Raw genomic sequence first — 19,496 nt, forward strand, 5'->3', positions numbered from 1 at the left:
ATAAAAATATCCTGGGTTTTCTATAGGTTTTTTTATTACTTATTATAAAATAAACCTGCTCCTTCAATAATCTCCTGCTCCGTAAACAAACTTGAAATTGCAGCATTATAATCACTCAGCTTTTGTGCTTTCTTTATTTTTTTAGCATATTTTTTATTATCAGAAAATATGTAAATCATATATCCCCATAATTCTTTCATTCTAAATATAGCATTTTTCTCTTCATTAAATAATTCTATGTATTTATTAAATACTTCATCATGAAATTCCTTTAATACTTTTTTATCTAGACTTGCTTTATTTCTGATTATATTCATAAGCCCTGGATTGGCAAGTATCCCTCTTCCTAGCATTACTTTATTCACTTCTGGAAAGGCTTGTACCAATTCATTATGATCTTCGGATGTAAAAATATCTCCGTTATAGCATATGGGATTCTTGCTTAAAGCTAGTGCATCTTTAAATACTTCTAAATTAGGTTTATTACCATAAAAGTCTTTCTGTATTCTTGGATGAATAATTAATTCTTCTAAAGGATATTTGTTATAAATCCTTAATAATTCTGAAAATTCTTCTGGACTATCCTTCCCTATTCTAGTTTTTATAGAAATCTTTATATCATCCATTTTAAATATTTCATCTAAAAACACATCTAATCTTTCTCTATGAGCTAAAAATCCTGACCCTCTGTTTTTTGAAACTACTGTTCCAGATGGACATCCTAGATTTAAATTTATCTCACTATAACCTAATTGCTGTAGCTTTCTAGACGTAGAAATAAACCCTTCTGAATCATTTGTTAAAATTTGCGGCACTATATTTATTCCATTATTATTCTCAGGCAAAATGTCTCTTAATTCCTTAGTTTTTAAACTCCTGCTCTGATTAGGTACTATAAAAGGTGCAAAATATTTATCAATATTATTAAAAAACTTCACATAAGCATTTCTATATATGTATCCAGTAATTCCTTCCATTGGTGCTAAGTAATATTTCATCTAATAACTCCTCATCTAATTTTCTACTTCTTTTGTAATATGATTTTTGCATTATATTTATTATAAATAAAAACCCTGCACATTTCTATTGCTAAATAAAATAATTAGTATGAATATCTATTGTTTCAAATCCTCCATACTACCTACTTTAAAATAGCTTTTATATAACAAACTGCCTTAATTTGTTTTAAAACAAATCTATTTTTTAAATTTTCTGAAAATATACTTGATTTTCCTTTTTAATTGTTATATTATTAACATAGTTGTTAAATGTTTAACGAGATAGTTCAAAAAGGATCCTTTACTAAATATTTAAATTAATCAAAAGATAAAATATATTGTTATTTCAAAAGTTTACAAAAAATTAGGGGGAGTGAAAACTTATGAATTGGAAAGAAATATATGAGAGTAAACTGGTAACTGCTGAGGGAGCAGTAGCTAAGATAAAATCTAATGATAGAGTTGTTTTAGGACATGCTGTAGCTGAACCTATGGAATTAGTACATGCTTTAGTATCCAATAAAGAAAAGTATGAGAATGTTGAGCTTATTCAAATGCTTACATTAGGAAAAGGTGAGTATCTTAAGTCTGAAATGAAACCTCACTTCAAACTTAATTCATTATTTGTAGGACCTTGTACAAGAAATGCCGTAAAAGAAGGAGAAGCAGATTTTACACCTTGTTTTTTCCAGAACATACCTAAACTTTTTAGAAATAAATATTTACCTGTTGATGTAGCTCTTATCAAAGTAAGTACCCCTGATGCAAACGGTTTTTGCAGCTTTGGTGTATCAAATGATTATACAAAACCAGCAGCCGAATCCGCAGCATTAGTTATTGCAGAAGTTAATGATAAAATGCCAAGATCCTTAGGTGATTCCTTTATTCATGTATCAGATATAGATTATATTATTGAAACATCCTACCCTCTTCCAGAATTACAGTTACCAATAATAGGAGAGGTAGAAAAAGCTATTGGTAGGAATTGTGCTTCTTTAATAGATGATGGCTCTACCCTACAGCTAGGAATAGGTGCAATACCTGATGCCGTACTGCTGTTTTTAAAAGATAAAAAAGATTTAGGTATCCATTCAGAAATGATTTCGGATGGAGTTGTTGAACTTGTAGAAGCTGGAGTAATTACAAACAAAAGAAAAACCTTGCATAAGGATAAAGTAGTAATTACTTTTGCCATGGGTACTAAGCGATTATATGACTTCCTAGATAATAATCCAATGGTTGAAATGTATTCAGTTGACTATGTAAATAATCCAACAGTTATTTCACAAAATTATAAGATGGTATGTATTAATTCAGCTTTGCAGGTAGATTTTCTCGGACAAGTTGTAGCAGATACAATAGGCTTAAAGCAGTTTAGTGCTGTTGGGGGTCAAGTTGACTTCGTAAGAGGCGCTGATATGGCTAAGGATGGCAAATCTATTATAGCAATGCCCTCTACTGCATCTAATGGAAAGATCTCAAGAATAGTACCAATTTTAGCTGAAGGTTCTGCAGTCACTACTTCAAGAAATGATGTAGAATATATTGTAACAGAATATGGTATAGCAAACCTTAGAGGTAAAACATTAAAAGAACGAGGTCAGGCACTTATTAATATAGCACATCCAGACTTTAGACAATCATTAATGGAGGAATGGGAAAAAAGATTTAATGTTCGCAAGGCTTAGCCATAATTTTTTTAGCCAAGATTGTTAAAAATTTATTTTTCCATAAGAATATCGGGTATCTTCAAGTGTGATTTTAATATAAAAATAGAGGAGGAATAAAAAATGAGAACTGTAGATAACAAAGAATTAATGGATGCAATTTCTTCAACTAATAAAACTGTAAGAAAAATGAAAGAAGATGTGGACAAAAATACCATCTTATTAAAGCACTTACTTAGCATGATAAGTGAAATTAAATCTAACGATGGTGAAAGGCTCGTAGATACTTGTTTTTATGGAATAGATGATGTTGTTAATGATTTATTTGAATAGCTTTAAAAAAGAGCTGAAGTCACAATTAACGTAACTTCAGCTCCTTTGATTTGTTTTAATTTTACTCATTTGATTTTAATGCATCAATCATGTTAACATTTCTTAATTTTATATGCATCATAATCATTACTAATAATGAGAATAATATGGTTATTAAGGCAGAAAATACATAACTCCTCATAAATACATCTGGTAACATCATCATAGTATCTGTTTCTGCTGTTCCTATTATAAACGAATAAAGTATTTTACCCATAAAGGAACCAACAAGAACTCCTAATAATGTAAGTATTACATTTTCTCTTAATATATACATAGTGACTTCATTATCAAAAAATCCTATTACTTTTATAGTTGATAGTTCTCTTATACGTTCTGATACATTTATATTATTTAAGTTATATAGTACAACAAATGCCAAACTACCAGAAGCTAAGATTGTAACTACCATAACTAAGTTTAAACTATTAGCAGAATCCTTACTTGAATCTATTATCTTTGATGTTAAGGTGACATTTATAACTGTATTACTTTCCATTAGTTTTGAAGAAATTTCATCATCACTTTCCCCATCAGATTTTAGTTTCAGAAATTGTGCACTGAATATTGGTTTTTTGCTAAATATCTTCTCATAGTATGTGGGTGATATATAAATTGAATGCATAAGGTAGTTTTCAGCTACTTCACTAACCTTAACATTATAAGAGTTATTATCCTCATCCTTCATAACTATTGTATCTCCAGAGGATACCTTTAAAAGTTTTGCTAGCTTTTCATTTATAATTACACCATCATCTGATATTTTATAATTCTTTTCAGTAACTCTATCTCTTAGTGTAACAAAATTATCAAAATTTTCTACGTCTTCTGGCACATACATAGTAGCTGTTTGCTTATTCATGTTTTCCTTTGTAATGGTAACTGATTCCTGATGAATATTTAAACTGCTGTTGTATCCTTTTAACCCTTTTAAAATATCATCATATTCCTTGCTATCTTTCTCGCTAGCATCATCTTTAAAAATTACCATAGCTTGATAGTGCCATAACTTATTAAATTGTCTATCTAAAACACCAATATTAGAACCCTTAAGTGCAAATCCCGTAACAAGCATAGCCATACATCCTGCAATACCTAGAACTGTCATTATCATTCTTTGCTTATATCTAAATAAATTTCTAAGGGTTACCTTTTGATTAAAATTCAGTCTTTTCCATAATGGAGTAATTCTTTCTAGTAAGATTTTCTTACCTAACTTAGGAGCCTTTGGTCTCATCATATCAGAAGGATTATTTTTTAGTTCAACTTCTAGAACAAATAGTACTGCACCTACGGTACATAGTATTGAGGCTGCCATAGATTGAATAATATATGATGGATAGAAATATATACTAAACTTAGGTATTACAAATAACATTCCATAGGCAGAATTAATTATACTAGGTAATGCTGTACATCCCACTAATATTCCTAAAATACAACCAACAAAGCTAGCTAATGCTGCATATACTACAAACTTCTCAGATATTTCTAAGTCACTATATCCTAAAGCTTTTAGTGTACCAATTTCAATTCTATTTTCTTCTACCATTCTTGTCATAGTTGTTAAGCAAATCAATACTGCAACTAGGAAGAAAAATACCGGGAATACAGATGCTATATTATCTAAACTTTTAATTGAATCTTTAATTACTCCGTATCCTGGGTTATCATTTCTATCAAAGAAATAGTACTTGCTTTTATCTAAGTCTTTCAATTTTTCTTTATTTTCGTCTACTTCTTTTCTTGCATCTAAAAGTTTTTGTTTATTTTGCTCTATCTCTTTTTCACCATCAATAAGTTTCTTTTCAGAATCCACTAATTGTTTTTGAGCTTTGTCGAGTTCTATTTTTCCCTGTACCTTGCCTTCTTCAAGCTCCTTTTTCCCATTAGTTATTTCTATTTTAGAAGCATCTAATTGCTTTTGAGCTGCATCAATTTGTAACTTACCGCTATTAAGTACTTTTAATTGCTCCTCATATTGAGCTTTTCCTTGCTGATAATTAGTAATTCCGCTTATTAAAGTTACTAAATTAGTTACATTTTCATTTGCACTTTTTGAAGCTGCATCTACTCCTTTAGAAATACTGATCGCTAAGGTTTTATTGCTGGGATCCGTTTCTAATTGATCTACTAATCCTTTTAGTCCCTCTAACCCTAAACCTGGCTGTGATATTATACTCTTCCAATATTGGATTTTTTGAGCTGGAATCGCATCACCATCCTGAGTACTACTCACGGTATCATTAATATCTTTAGAAAGTGAATTATATGTCTGAACTAAAGTTTTAAGTCCACTTAGCTGATTTTTAAGATTACTTGTATCTTCATCAGGATTTATCCCTTGAGCCAAAAACTTTTCTTTAGCACTATCTAACTGAGTTTTCGCTCCATTAAGCTGTTTTTCTCCCTCAGTTAGTTTTTCTTTTTGATTATTAATTTCTATTTGACCATTTTCTAATTGTTTTTGCCCATCAGCAAGTTTAATTTCTCCAGCTTTAATCTTTTGCTCGTAGTCTTTTACTCCTTGAGCATATTGTTTTTTACCTGCTTCAAGCTTATCTTTACCATCATTTATTTCCTTTTGAGCATTTGATAACTTATTTTCACCATCTTCAATCTCTTTATAGGCTTTATCAAACTCTTTTTGTGCATCTTTTTTTACTTCATCAATTCTATCAATTGAACGTTTTGAATATAGACTTTGAATATATTCATTATTTTGTTCCATTTTGTCTTTATACTCATCACTATAAGTATCAAGATTTTGTACATTTTTAAATCTCACATATATTTCTGTATATACATCCATTGAAATGTCAGATTTATTTAATACTGCAAAATAATCAATACTTCCTTTTCCTACAGGAGTTGTTCCTCTTGCTTCATTATCTACATACATTGGACTTCTTACAAAGCCAACAATTTTAAATGTTGTTTCCTTAAAAGAATCCATTGTATCTTTGTCAGATTCTATTACATATTTATCGCCTATTTTTAAACTCTTATCTTGCTTTAAGGCCTTTTCATCAAGAGCTATTTCTCCGCTACTTTCAGGTAGTCTCCCCTCTGAAATAATGAGATTATTAATTGTATTTTGAGGATCGTATTCTATAAACCTTACTACACTATTTACATTTGTAAGGCTTGCATCTATACTATGTGTTCCGTAATAATCTAATATCTTGTCATTATTTTTAAGGATGTCCAAATCTTCATCAGTGAGTCCCAGACTTGATACTATTTTACTATCCATAAGATTTTGGCTATTATAAAATCTATTTATAGATTTTTTCATATCTGGTCCAGCTGACTTAATCCCAGAATAAAATGATACTCCTAAAAAAATTATTACTAATATTGAAGTAAATCTAGCTTTTGATGATGCAATTTCTCTTATTATTGATTTTTTGTACGACTTAACTTGCATAAAAGCTCACCTCTACCACTCAATATCGTCAATTGGAACAGGATTCTCATTTACCTCAACGCTTCTAACCTTGGCATCATTAATCCTTATAACCCTATTGGCAATGGAAGCAATTGCTGTGTTATGAGTTATTACTATAACTGTTGTCCCAGTATTCTTACAAGTATCTTGTAGCGTTTTTAAAATTTGTTTTCCTGTTTTATAATCAAGAGCACCAGTAGGTTCATCGCATAGTAACATTTTAGGATTCTTAGCGATTGCTCTTGCTATTGATACCCTTTGCTGCTCTCCGCCTGATAATTGAGCTGGAAAGTTATCCTTTCTATGACCAAGCCCCACTAATTCAAGAGTTTCATCTACATCTAGTGCATTTTTTGAAATCTGTACAGCTAACTCTACATTTTCTTTAGCAGTTAAGTTTTGTACTAAATTATAAAATTGAAATACAAAGCCTACATCATGTCTTCTATATTTAGTAAGCTGCTTTCGGTTAAACTTGGCTATATCTGTGTCATCAATTAATATACTTCCTTCATCACAAGTATCCATTCCTCCAAGTATATTAAGAACTGTTGATTTACCTGCACCACTTGGCCCTAAAATTATAACAAATTCACCCTTTTCAATAGAAAATTCAATCCCATTATTAGCTACAACAATATTCTCTCCGATTTTATATCTTTTGTGCTCGTTAATAACTTCTATAAAAGGCATACTATCGCCCCCTTTCTCTTTAAGTTAAATAATTATACATATTATTAAATAGACATAGCGTATATTTGATAATACAATATATAGTATAAATAAGCTGTTATTCATAGACAATAAGCAACTAAATTTACATTGTTATTAAATGCACATATTTCTCTTATTTGTATGTTTAATAGCATCTAATGTAAGTTTTATAATTTGATAAAAGGAGATTGCTTTATGGTAGGTGTTAAAGGAAACCGAAGAACTTTATATACTAAAAGTGTAATCAAAGAAAGCTTACTTGAATTACTCCAATCGAAAGAAATACATGAGATTACTGTTACTGAAATATGTAAAAAGGCTGATATAAATAGAGGAACCTTTTATTCTCATTACAATGATGCCTTTGAATTACTTCAATCGATGGAAGATGAATTATTTGATAAGATACTTGAATATATTAATGAAACTCCAATTGAAAATTATAAGGATCAATTATTTCTTAAGGTTCTTGAATTGATTTATATTAATAAAGATTTATGTAAAGTGCTATTTTGCAAACAAAAAGACAGCAGGATAATAAACCGTATAATATATCTTGCGCGAAAAGCAGATATTGAATACGTAGTACACCAATCAAATGAATTTAATGATGCCCATATAGATTATTTAATAAGTCATACCGTAGGTGGAACTTTTTCAATTATACAAACTTGGCTTGAAGGAGATTTAACTGAATCTCCCAAGGAACTTATGGAAATAGTAAATAATATTACTATGTTTACTTATAAATATTTTTATTAAATATTAAAACCGTATTAGATTTCTCTAGTACGGTTTAGTTTTATGAATATATATGGTTAAGCCAATTTAATATATCTTCATATACTTCTTTCTTTTTTACTTCATTTAGTATTTCATGTCTAAGGCTTGGATATAACTTCATCTTAACATCTCTAATACCTATTTCCTTATAAATTTCAAAAAGTCTTTTTACTAATTTACCATCCCCCCCTACAGGGTCATTTTCACCTGAAATAATATAAATAGGCAGCTCTTTCTGGATTAAATTTAGTCTTTCCTTTTTATAAAGATTACTTAATCCTTTCATTAGATAATAGAAAAAACCAATGCTAAAGACTGTACCGCAGAAAGGATCTTCTTCATACTTTTTGACCTCTTTAAGATCAGTACTTAACCATGAAAATTTATGTCCGTCCTCTTTGAATCTTTTATTATAGTTTCCGAAACTTAAGGTGTCTAAAAGCTTACTTTGCTTCTTTTCACCAGAAATCATCCTTTGAAATGAGGAAATTAATCCTCCTAAATAGACTTCAGCTCCCTTTTGTGCTGCTGATCCTGATAATACTACTCCCTTTAGTTCTTTTCCATAACGAATTATATATTCCTGTGCTAGAAACGATCCAAAGCTATGCCCTAATAAAAACATAGGTAACTCTGGATGTTCCTGCTTCATTTGCTCAAATATTAGGTGCTTATCCTCAACTATAGCATTAAAACCATTTTCACCAATAATCCCTATTTCCTCTGCTGTATCCGCAGTTTTGCCATGTCCACGATGATCAGAGGAATACACTATAAAGCCATTACTATTAAGATACTCAGCAAATTCTTTATATCTACCTGAATGCTCAGCCATACCATGAAAAATCTGTATCATCCCCTTAGGGTTATCAACCTTATCCCAGCAATAAATATATAAACTTTTGCCGTCCTCAGCAGTTAATTTATCTACCATAGCCTCCTACTCTCCCTTACCTCAAGTTTTTCTTATTATAAATAATTATATCAAAACTGCATATTAATAATACCTAAAAAACTCCAGGATATTTCTATCCTGGAGTTTTATTTACTCAACATGCTTATACAAAATTACACTCTCTATATAATTTATGTATCTTCTTAATTCCTTTGACTGCTCCCTTGTAATCTCTCCAGCCTCATACATTTTACGAATCTCCGAACGTTCTATATCCATAGCTTTTATTCTTAATTCTTCCTTTTGTTCCATGTCCTCCTCAGTGTATTTTATTTTTGTCCCCTTCATTCTATTAATCATACTCTTATAATCTAAAATCAACCCGTGAGCAAACTTTGATTCTTCATGATTTTTTGTATATTTCTGTATTGCTTCAATTGCTGCCTCAAATGCTTTAACTTGAATGTCTTTTACTAACTGAATGCTATCTAATTTTTCATCTCTTCTCTTATTACCTTTTCCATAGAAGCGCCTTGACCATCTCATTAATTTTCTTATAAAAAATACTGTATTTTGCCTTGTATTATTTAAAAGAGCTTCTTCCCTATAATCAAAAGATTTTTCAAAAGTATTAAATACCTCTTCATTGATTTGGTATTCATCCATTAATTTATATATGTAATCTCTCTCAGCTTTTAATGCTATAAGTCTTAACTCCACAATCTTTTTTTCTTTAATATTTGTATCCTTTGCAACTATTTCATGTTCTAATCTATAATGGTCAAAGGTATGTTTATATTCGTTAATTAATTCATAAGCTACAGCTTCATTTTTCTCGTTAATTTCCTTCTTAATAGCCTTAATACTAACTAGTAAAAGTCTATTCTTTGCTTCGCTTAAATCATTATTAATTAATCCTTGCTCATCTACCGAATCCTGTTTACATAAAATCGGCAAAAATACTGTTGCGAGTATTAATGTAAATAATATTACACCTGCAGTTAAAAATAAAATTAGTGATCGCTCAGGAAAAGATTCTCCGCTCTCTAGGAAAAGTGGTATGGATAAAACTCCTGCCATTGTAACTGTACCTCTTACACCAGTTAAGCTAGTGAGTAATGCAAATTTCATATCCGGCTTTTCAATATCCTTCTCTCTTGTTAATCTATATCCGTAAAATGCAGAGATATACGACCATATAAATCGAATTGCTAAAATAACAAAACCAATTGCAATTACATATCCAATAGCTTTCCAATTCCCTATATCAGGACTAGCTATTGTCTCCATCATCGATGATGGTATATTTAATCCCAATAATAGAAATACACTTCCGTTTAGTACAAACAATATAATACTCCACATATTCTCAGTTAGTACTTGCTCTTCAGCTATTCTAATTTCTATCTTTTTGCTTATTACTGAGTGAATAATCCCTGCAACTACTACAGCAATTACTCCTGAAGCATGCAAAAATTCTTCTGTTATAATAAAAATCCCAAAAGGAGCTAATATCTGTAGTAATGAATGAAATGTTACATCATTTATTCCTTTCTTATGTAATGTAAATCTTATAAACATCATAATTAATGCAAATAAAACTCCAAAAGCTGCTCCTGCAAAAAATATGTATGAAAAGTTTACTACTGCTTCTCTTAAAGAAAAATAACTAGTTACTACAGCCCCAATTGCGTACTTAAAGGCAACTAAACCTGATGCATCATTTATTAATGATTCTCCTCTAACAAGATTTAATACTCTATCTGGAATATGAATTCGCTTAGCAATTCCATTCACAGCCACTGGATCAGTTGGTGATAATATAGCTGCTAACGCAAATGCTGCTGCAAGAGGAATATCTGGTACCAACCAATGAATAAAATAACCTCCTCCTAGAGTTGTTAAAAGTACTAATATCAATGCATTGCCTAATATAGACCATTTCATTTTCCAGAGTTCTTCTCGTGGGAAGTATTTCCCATCATTATATAAAAGAGGGGCTACAAATAAAAGAAAAAACCACTCTTCTTCTATTTCAATCGAATTATTCCTAAATACAAATGCAAGTACCACTCCTAAGGAAATTTGAATTAGCGCTGTTGGAATAGATGGAATGTAATGACTAATTATATTTGAAATTAACAAACACACCATAAGTAGTAATATTATCATTAGTAGATTCATTTTGTTCACCCTTCCTTGCACTACTTAAATATATATTGTTCAAAATTACACTTATAATTCTACACTATAAATAGTAAAGATTTCTAAAAAGTATTTTTAGATAATATAAAATTTTTATAAAATATCTATAAATAAAAACCCCCAATGCAATCTAAATCCTTGATTACTTTGGAGGTTATATTAATCTTATAATAAATTTTAATCATTCTTTTCTATGTCTATTACAAAGAAATCTAAATCATTAATTTCATCTATTTGTCTTATCTCATCTAATATCCATCTATATTCTTTTCTTATAAACTTCCAGTATTCCTCAAATTGAATAAATTTATAAGCTTCCCCCTCTATTACTTCATCAGTTTCTTCATCTATGGTATAATCCTGCGATGAGGCCTTAATATGAACCCACATACTATCTCTATCTATTCCTATATGATCTTCAATTCCTACAGGGGTTGCCCCTAATAGTTCCATATCTTCAAGAATATTTTTTTGCCTACGAACCTTCATCCATTCAGTTTGAGTTCTATGTTTAGTATATAGTTCATCACTCATATATTCTTTAGCTAAATCTTGATTTCTTTCCATCCATGCAGTTTGCACCTTATAAAAAGCCTCTTCTATATCTTGCTTTATTTCTTTGTAATTCCAGTTATTATCGCTTTTAGATAGTTCCTTTATGGCTGAAATAGTTTTAGCTTTCTTTTTGCCTAACTTTACTTTTAGTACAATTATTCCAGCCGAAGCAGCTATAGCAAATAGTCCAAAACTTATCGCATTTTCTAGTGGACTGCTTTTCCGTGATGATCTGCTATGAGTTGAACCAGTGCTTCCACCGCCTCCACCTCCACCAGATGAACCACCACCGCCACCACCGCCTCCAGCTCTCGCAAAGGCCACTAGTGGTACATTGATTATTAGGACTAACAAAACTATTAATATCATTTTTATAAAATTTCTAAACTTATTCATAATTACAGTCCCCCATATATATAGAAAGCTTCACTTATTATGTATAAATATTATTTTACCATATGTAATTTTTTTACAAAAGACAAACTCATAACATTTCTGTTATGAGTTTTACTTGTGACTATATTTTATAGAGTTGCAGTTTCTAAAATACTAAACTCACCCTTTGATGCATCTAAAAAAGCATTAACTCCAATTGGAATAGTCGCTAAATCATGAGTATGACCTATTGGTAGCCCCCAAATTGCTGGTATACCAAGATTACCTATTCTCTCAAAAATCAAGTTTTCTAAAGATCTGCCCTTATCATAAACATCTGTTTCACAATCTGTACATTCTCCAATAACAATCCCTGCAACAGACTGCAGTTTACCTGTATTAAGAAGTTGTGTTAATCTGCTATCTATATCTGTAATATCTGAGCCTACCTCTTCAAAAAATAAGATTTTTCCTTTTGTATCAATTTCATAAGGAGTTCCTATAAGCTCACAAATCAAAGATAAATTACCTCCTATAGTTTTCCCATATGCTCGTCCTTTAGTAACCTTCACAAGATATTTATCTGGATCTGCCATTTTTATTTGTCCAATAGGTTCACCGCTAAATAGTGCTTTATAGAGATATTTTAATCTATATTCAGTAGCATACTCTCCATAAATTCCTGTAGCACTTGGACCATGGAAAGTTGTCAGTCCTGTTTTCTTATAAATTGCAAGATGAAGTGCTGTAATATCGCTATATCCAATAAATATTTTTGGATTTTTTCTTATCATATCATAGTCTAAAGCATTCACTATTCTCGGGGAACCATAGCCTCCTTGACTACAAAAAATTGCATTTATTGATGAGTCAGCAAAAAATTCATTTACATCTTCTGCTCTAGCCTCATCTGTTCCAGCAAGATAATAGTAGTTATCATAAGCATGCTTTCCAACCTTTACTTTAAGTCCCCAGCTTTCAAAGGTTCTAATTGCTCTCCATATATGACTTCTATCTAACCCAGTTGCTGGTGATACTATCCCCACTGTATCCCCTTTTTTAAGTGTTTTAGGTTTTACCATATTCATCCCCCTTTTATCTATCTCTATTGTTCTTTTCTGACCTTGCACATACACCATGGCATTGAAGGCCTATCCTTAAGATGTCCTTTAAGATAATTCCATTGTGGATGCTTTGAGAAATACTCATCTGAAATAAAAGGGATATCACTAGAACCTCCCCATTTCGCTAAGAAGGACATGCTTCCTGCTAAATCACTATCTATTACCTTGCCATCTAATGCCCCTTGTGGAGAGAATGGTGGCAGAGTTCCAGAGACACTTGGATATCTTTGATCATCCAACTCATAATGTCCATCTACTGTCCTTGAAGAAGGATTTCTCCTACTTAGGTATACGTCATAGTGATCTGCTAAAATAGCTTTCCCAAATTCTATATCTAGTTCTCCATAATACCTTTCCATTAATTGAGTAAGCCTAACTCTTCTTGCTCCCTGATGATCACGAATATCTGTATAGGCACTATTCTCCACTTCTAAATTACGTATTCTAGGATCTTCAGGTGCGTTAAACCCAATAAAGTAACCATCTTCTAGTGTTTTTACACTTGAGTAATCTAACCCTTGCTCAAACCTAGTAATTTTATTACTTCTTATATCCCCAAGTAGCCACATGCTGGTGTAGCCTCCATTGCTGTTTTCTTTCATAATATCAATAAATTCATTTACTTCATCAGAATATTGAATGGCTTTTCTAATTCTCACAAACTGGGGTACACCTTCAGAATTATATTTTTTAAATCCAGAAATACTTGTATCTGCACCTAGAATACCTGAGGCTGTTACAAAGAAATCACTAAAGCTATCTATATATCCTGGTGCGGTCTGCATTAAAAACCTATTTCCATACTCAGGTAAAACATCCATTATTACATTAAGATATTGCCCAGTCTCATAGCTCTCCCAGGTATTATGAGCTAAAAGAATCTTTCCATCTTTCGTAGCTGCACCTGTAGCAATAAACGCCGAACATCCTCCCTTATTTCTTCCTATATTGCTTTTGAACTCTCCATCTGAGTTATTAGGCCACCAAAAACCTATAAGCTCACCATAACCGTTCCATGTAAGAATCTCTTGCCAGGTTACCCTAGCGCCAGCTTTGAATGCCCCATCTGCAATCCCCTTTATTTCATCAAGAAATTCCTCATCAACCTTATGTGTAAACTGCTTCTCTGCTTGATCAACAAAAAAACTCCACTCTTTTCCCGTATTCCAATAAGTCAAAAATTTAAGATTACTAATTATTTCTTTAATTTCATTAGCAAGCAGAAATCCATGCTGAAGTCCTCGTTTATAGGCTTCCCCTTCAATATGGACATAAATCCATCCATTCTTCTCATACTTATAACCTTTTCCATAGTAATTGTTATTATCTATACCCATTTTTATCCCTCGATACACTCTTTAAAAATTTTATATTCTACATATTAATATTGTATTAATGGAGCTTATAAAAGGTGAATTTATGCACTCTATCAGTAATCTGTTAAATATTTATAGTCTTATAATCAATATAGTTACTTGCAGGGTTGTCCATTGAACACTATACTATATTATGTATTGATAAAAACTCATGAAGTGAGAGGTCGATTTATGAAAAAGAAAGATATATTGGAATTAAAAAGACGCTTAAAGAAGGATGAATGCACATTTACTAAAATGTGTGGTTGCTACGTAGATGGAGAAAAAAATATTGTATTAAAATTTAGAGAAACTTTTTTAAACTTAGTAGATGAAGAATTCTTTAAATATTTAGAGATAGCAAAAAAAACATTATCAGGAACGGTTGGAAATAATCTTTTAGAACTTAATTTCCCTCTTAATGGAGATGAAGATGAAATAGAAAGCAGACAACTTTCTTTATTAGCACTAAAGAAAAGCAGATTAAAGGATGATGGACTGCTTGATAGCTTCTATAAAATGATTATAAACAGCTATGATTACACAGGTAATTTCCTAATACTTATTTTTCACGATGCTTACGATGTTATTACTAAAACTACTGATAATTCAAAAATAGATGAATCTGAAGAAGTATATGAATATTTATTATGTGCAATTTGCCCAGTATCTCTTACTGAGCCTGCTCTTGGATATTTTGAAAATGAGAATAAAATTGGTGCAAGAATTAGAGATTGGGTAGTTGGTTCTCCAGACCTTGGATTTGTATTCCCAGCTTTTACAGACCGCAGTACTAATATTCATTCTATTTTGTACTATACAAAAAATGCAAAAGATCCACATCCTGAATTTATGGAGCAAGCCTTAGGGTGTAGTTCAAAACAAACTGCTACTGAGCAGAAAGAAACCTTCAATACTATTGTTCGTAAAGCACTTGGAAGTGATGATGCAAAATCTGAGCATTTATATATGGAGATTCAAGAAACACTAAATAATATGGTAGAGGACCATACTACTGTAAATGGTAAGAATGCTGAACCAATAATTTTATCTACTGATAATATACAAGAGGTTTTAATTGAAAGCGGAATTCCTGAAGAAATACTTACAAAAATAGAAAAATCCTATACAGAGGAGTTTGGTGATACTCCTCCTGTAGTTGATCATTTAATTGATAAAAAAGCAATTGCGGCTAATGAGCAAAGAAAAAAAGAAGAAAAACTTGAAAAGAAAGTACAAATACTTGAAGAAATCCTTGAAAAAACAAAGCAAGAAACTGAGCTAAAGGTAGCTGCAGAGCCAATTATAGATGCAGAAGCTGAAAGTATGTTAGAAATTGCTGCTGATTCTGAAGAAGCTGATAATAATACTACTCAAAACTATGATGTTGTACTTCACGTAAAACCTCAAAAAGTTCCTCAAATAAAATCACAAATAATTGACGGAAAGAAATGCATTATAATTCCTATGGAAGATGATGAACAAGCTAATGTAAATGGGGTTGAGGCAAATCTTTAATTTATAAAGAATATATATAAATATTTAAAAAGGAACCCATGAAATAGACTCTAAAAAGACTATTTTCATGGGTTATTTTTATTATTACCAAATTTCGTAATGCACTATATCTTCAATGTTTTTTCTTGGACGAGGTTTCGGAGCTTCATCTGAATAACCAACTGTTATAACTCCAACTACATATTTATCCGAAGGTATATTTAATACTGGTCTAATTTCTTCTTGTGTAAACTCTGCAACCCAACAAACTCCCAAGCCTAAATTATTAGCTTGTAGAAGCATATAGCCTGTTGAAATTGCTGTATCCCTAATTATTCTTTTCACTTCATCTTCTGAACTATCATCATCAATTCTTATGTCTTCTTTTATTCTGCATCGCACATCAGCAACACTTACAATAAAAACAGGAGCTGTCATCATCCATTTCTGATTATGAGAAGCCTCCATTATTCTTTGTCTCATTTCTTCTGATTTAACCACAATATAATGCCAAGGTTGTGTGTTGTTTCCTGATGGAGCTAACCTTGCACTTTCTAGTATTTCATTTATTTTTTCGTCCTCAACTGGCTTATCAATATATTTTCTTATACTTCTACGTACTTCAATTTCTTTTATCATCATTTTGTTCCCCTTATTCTTTTCTCAAAATATCTACTGTATGGGCACTTGCTCCTAATAGATCTGGTCTCTCACAAGTAGAAAGATGGTACTTAATAAAAAGTTTGTATGTTTCTTCATCCATAGCATTTAAAGTCGGTCTCATATAGTTAGCTGGTCCATCAGCTGCAATTATTTTTATTCTTTTAAGTCCTGCTTCTTCAACTATCTTATTAATATCATCAAGCCTTACATAATCATATAAATCTTCTGGCTCTGATATTACATGAAAATCATCGCTTAACTTTCCATTTTCAATACTTGCTCTAATATTGTTTTCCTTAAAGCCATAGGTTAATACGCTATATTCATTCATGCAATAAGCTACTAAAATAACTCCGCCAAGCTTAGTTACTCTTTTTGCTTCTTGTAGTGCTTTCACCTTATCTTCAAGGGTGTATAAATGATACATTGGTCCAAACACTAAGGTCATATCAAAAGTATTCTCTTTAAATCTTGATAAATCTAATGCTGTTCCTTGATATGCTTTTACAGTGCTTCCTTTTGATTTTAAAACACCTAGATTATGCTTAACCAGCTCAACTGCAGTAACATCATATCCTTCATTTGCTAGTTCCACAGAGTATCTCCCTGTTCCTGCACCAACATCTAAGATTTTTGCATTTTCATAGTTTTCTAGATACTCATGAATATACTTCATTGAAGTTACATATTCTACTTGTCCGTGTCTTCTTGTTAATCTTTTATCCTCACAAAATTTATTGTAGTGTTTCTCTAATTCTATTGTCATCTCTTTATATTCCTCATCTATTATATTCAAAATTATTAAACACAAATATTATAGCAAATATTAAGCTATTTTTACAAAGTTCTTTAATATATTTCAATTATGTTTTTTGTAATTTCTAAAATATCAATTATAATTATTATAACTTAAAGTAAAGGAAGTGAAGCACTTGAGAGTCTATATTGCTATAGATTTTGATGATAACATTAAGAATTATCTTGAAAAGATAACATCAAATATAAAGAATTACTGCACTGAGGGCAGTTTTACTCAAAAGAATAACTTTCATTTAACCATTCGCTTTATTGGAGAAGCTGATGATACTCAGATTTCCAAAATAAAAGAATTGTTAGATATGGCAGTTTTAAATATACTTCCTTTTGAATTATCAGCAAATACCTTAGGTATTTTTAAAAGAAAAAAGACAAATATCTTATGGATGGGGATAGAAGAAAATGCTTCTCTATCTGAACTTCATGAAGAGCTTACCATCCTATTAAATAAATATAAGATACCATTTTATAATAAGCTTTATATCCCTCATATAACTTTAGGGCGAAGAATTTTACTTAATGAAGATTCTGCAGACTTAAATAGTTTAATTTCATATGAGAGAATTAAGATTCCAGTGAAAGCAATAAGTCTAATGGCTAGTAAAGAGGAAAATGGGAAACTAAATGGTGTATCCATTTATCGAGTTAATTTAAAAGAATTACGTTAAAGAATGGGTAAACAAAGTCTTTAATAGGAAAAATCCACGACATTTCTATCATGGATTTCACGGGGAAAACTATAGTTATATTGTATAACTTATCCTCGAACTTTTCTAATAAATTAATTCTTATGTCTCCATACTATTTACTTAAAAAATCAAGAGCAAATTGTACATGTAATGCTGTACCATATTTCATGTAGTCTTCATCAATCTTGAATTTTTCATGGTGTGGGAAATATATAGCTTCTTTTTCCTCATTTCTGTAACCTACAAATGCATAAACTCCTTTAGCATGTTGGAAATAGTATGGCATATCCTCTGACCCCATATATTTAGGCAAAGTTTTATTTTTGCCTTCTCCAAATACTTTTGTTGCAGACTTATCTGCTATTGCTACCAATTCTTCATCATTATATAGACTTAAGGCACTTTCTTCTATTCTTACATCAACTTTAAGTTCATAGGCATCTGCAATCGCTTTTGCGTGTCTTTTTATCGCTTCGTGCGCTATTTCTCTAACTTTTGGATTAAAATATCTCATGGAAATATCTATCTCTGTATATTTAGCAACTATATTTGCCTTTGTTCCGCCAATAAACTTTCCTACAGAAAGCACTATTGGATCTTGAGCATTAATATTTTTAGTAACTATCCCTTGAAGATCTGTCACAAAAATACATGCAGGATGAATAGTATCCTTAGCCATATGTGGTACAGACCCATGTCCTGATACTCCTTCAAACTTAACATAAATAGTATCACAGCCAGCCATTCTATATCCGGGCTCAATATTTACATATCCAGTCTCTAATTCTGGCATTCCGTGCATACCAAGGCAAGCATCTACACCCTCCATTCCTCCAGCTTCTATTATTTTTTTCGCACCTGAGAATGTTTCCTCTGCCTCTTGGAAGAAAAATCTAACTTCACCACAAATCTCATCCTTCATTTCAGATAATATTTTTGCAGCACCAAGTAGCATTGAAGTGTGAGCATCATGACCACATGCATGCATTAATCCTGGCGTTTTAGATTTAAATTCAACATTTGTTTCTTCTTTTACTGGAAGAGCATCTATGTCACCTCTTAAAGCTACTGTTTTACCACCTTTCCCACCTTTTAATGTTGCAATCAAAGATGTATTTCCGGCTTTCTTGTATGGTATTCCAAGTTTATCTAATTCCTTCATAATCTTTTCTTGAGTTTTAAATTCCTGACCACTAAGTTCAGGATTTTCATGTAAATCTCTTCTGAAATTAATAATATACTCTTCATTTAATTTAGCTTTATCTAATATGTTTGACATAATAAAAACTTCCTTTCTATTATATTTTCATAAACAGTAGTATGTAATTCTGGGTTTT

16 protein-coding genes are annotated in these 19,496 nt (G+C 31.1%); 5 read left to right on the forward strand and 11 right to left on the reverse strand.

The genetic code is table 11. From position 1 onward, the window contains the following. Positions 1 to 35: 35 nt before the first annotated feature. Positions 36 to 998, reverse strand: coding sequence for a tRNA dihydrouridine synthase (locus PTZ02_RS10680; protein ID WP_274227767.1), 963 nt, complete (start codon positions 996 to 998; stop codon positions 36 to 38). A 383-nt stretch (positions 999 to 1,381) separates the two neighbouring features. Between PTZ02_RS10680 and PTZ02_RS10685 the strand changes: the two genes are divergently transcribed. Both PTZ02_RS10685 and PTZ02_RS10690 read left to right on the forward strand, forming a co-directional pair. Next, the gene (locus PTZ02_RS10685) at positions 1,382 to 2,686 is read left to right on the forward strand and encodes an acetyl-CoA hydrolase/transferase family protein (RefSeq protein WP_274227768.1); all 1,305 of its coding nucleotides are present in this window, start codon (positions 1,382 to 1,384) and stop codon (positions 2,684 to 2,686) included. Between the two features lie 102 nt (positions 2,687 to 2,788). After that, positions 2,789 to 2,998, forward strand: coding sequence for a hypothetical protein (locus PTZ02_RS10690; RefSeq protein ID WP_274227769.1), 210 nt, complete (start codon positions 2,789 to 2,791; stop codon positions 2,996 to 2,998). A 61-nt stretch (positions 2,999 to 3,059) separates the two neighbouring features. On the opposite strand, the gene PTZ02_RS10695 is transcribed toward PTZ02_RS10690, so the two are convergent. Next, positions 3,060 to 6,467 (reverse strand): FtsX-like permease family protein, encoded by a 3,408-nt coding sequence (locus PTZ02_RS10695; protein WP_274227770.1) that lies wholly within the window; start codon positions 6,465 to 6,467, stop codon positions 3,060 to 3,062. Between the two features lie 12 nt (positions 6,468 to 6,479). Further along, positions 6,480 to 7,181, reverse strand: coding sequence for an ABC transporter ATP-binding protein (locus tag PTZ02_RS10700; RefSeq protein ID WP_274227771.1), 702 nt, complete (start codon positions 7,179 to 7,181; stop codon positions 6,480 to 6,482). Positions 7,182 to 7,397: 216 nt separating this feature from the next. Here PTZ02_RS10700 and PTZ02_RS10705 point away from each other — a divergent pair, with 216 nt between their 5' ends. Beyond that, positions 7,398 to 7,964 carry a TetR/AcrR family transcriptional regulator gene (locus tag PTZ02_RS10705; RefSeq protein WP_274227772.1) on the forward strand — a complete coding sequence of 189 codons (567 nt, stop codon included), beginning with the start codon at positions 7,398 to 7,400 and terminating at the stop codon, positions 7,962 to 7,964. Positions 7,965 to 8,004: 40 nt separating this feature from the next. Here PTZ02_RS10705 and PTZ02_RS10710 read toward each other — a convergent pair whose 3' ends face one another. From PTZ02_RS10710 to PTZ02_RS10730, 5 genes are all read right to left on the reverse strand, one after another. Continuing rightward, entirely contained in the window at positions 8,005 to 8,919 is a 915-nt protein-coding gene (locus PTZ02_RS10710; protein WP_274227773.1) for an alpha/beta hydrolase, read from the reverse strand. Between the two features lie 111 nt (positions 8,920 to 9,030). Beyond that, entirely contained in the window at positions 9,031 to 11,064 is a 2,034-nt protein-coding gene (locus PTZ02_RS10715) for a Na+/H+ antiporter (RefSeq protein ID WP_274227774.1), read from the reverse strand. Positions 11,065 to 11,262: 198 nt separating this feature from the next. Then, complete coding sequence (locus tag PTZ02_RS10720) at positions 11,263 to 12,036, reverse strand: Tim44 domain-containing protein (protein WP_274227775.1); 774 nt, start codon at positions 12,034 to 12,036, stop codon at positions 11,263 to 11,265. 128 nt (positions 12,037 to 12,164) lie between these two features. Further along, positions 12,165 to 13,097 carry a S66 peptidase family protein gene (locus PTZ02_RS10725; protein ID WP_274227776.1) on the reverse strand — a complete coding sequence of 311 codons (933 nt, stop codon included), beginning with the start codon at positions 13,095 to 13,097 and terminating at the stop codon, positions 12,165 to 12,167. A gap of 23 nt (positions 13,098 to 13,120) precedes the next feature. Next, positions 13,121 to 14,476: a C45 family autoproteolytic acyltransferase/hydolase gene (locus PTZ02_RS10730; RefSeq protein WP_274227777.1), complete on the reverse strand. Its 1,356-nt coding sequence runs from the start codon at positions 14,474 to 14,476 to the stop codon at positions 13,121 to 13,123. Between the two features lie 210 nt (positions 14,477 to 14,686). Between PTZ02_RS10730 and PTZ02_RS10735 the strand changes: the two genes are divergently transcribed. Continuing rightward, entirely contained in the window at positions 14,687 to 16,012 is a 1,326-nt protein-coding gene (locus PTZ02_RS10735) for a DUF4317 domain-containing protein (RefSeq protein WP_274227778.1), read from the forward strand. 84 nt (positions 16,013 to 16,096) lie between these two features. Here PTZ02_RS10735 and PTZ02_RS10740 read toward each other — a convergent pair whose 3' ends face one another. Then, a complete protein-coding gene (locus PTZ02_RS10740) occupies positions 16,097 to 16,630 on the reverse strand; it encodes a nitroreductase family protein (RefSeq protein WP_274227779.1) in 534 nt (177 codons plus the stop codon). 13 nt (positions 16,631 to 16,643) lie between these two features. Further along, positions 16,644 to 17,420, reverse strand: coding sequence for a class I SAM-dependent methyltransferase (locus PTZ02_RS10745; RefSeq protein WP_274228093.1), 777 nt, complete (start codon positions 17,418 to 17,420; stop codon positions 16,644 to 16,646). Between the two features lie 166 nt (positions 17,421 to 17,586). Here PTZ02_RS10745 and thpR point away from each other — a divergent pair, with 166 nt between their 5' ends. Further along, complete coding sequence (thpR, locus tag PTZ02_RS10750) at positions 17,587 to 18,138, forward strand: RNA 2',3'-cyclic phosphodiesterase (RefSeq protein WP_274227780.1); 552 nt, start codon at positions 17,587 to 17,589, stop codon at positions 18,136 to 18,138. 133 nt (positions 18,139 to 18,271) lie between these two features. Here thpR and PTZ02_RS10755 read toward each other — a convergent pair whose 3' ends face one another. Then, the gene (locus PTZ02_RS10755; protein WP_274227781.1) at positions 18,272 to 19,438 is read right to left on the reverse strand and encodes an amidohydrolase; all 1,167 of its coding nucleotides are present in this window, start codon (positions 19,436 to 19,438) and stop codon (positions 18,272 to 18,274) included. Positions 19,439 to 19,496: the final 58 nt, after the last annotated feature.

Origin of the sequence: Clostridium sp. 'White wine YQ' (assembly GCF_028728205.1) — a bacterium.
Classification (GTDB): Bacteria; Bacillota; Clostridia; order Clostridiales; family Clostridiaceae; genus Clostridium_T.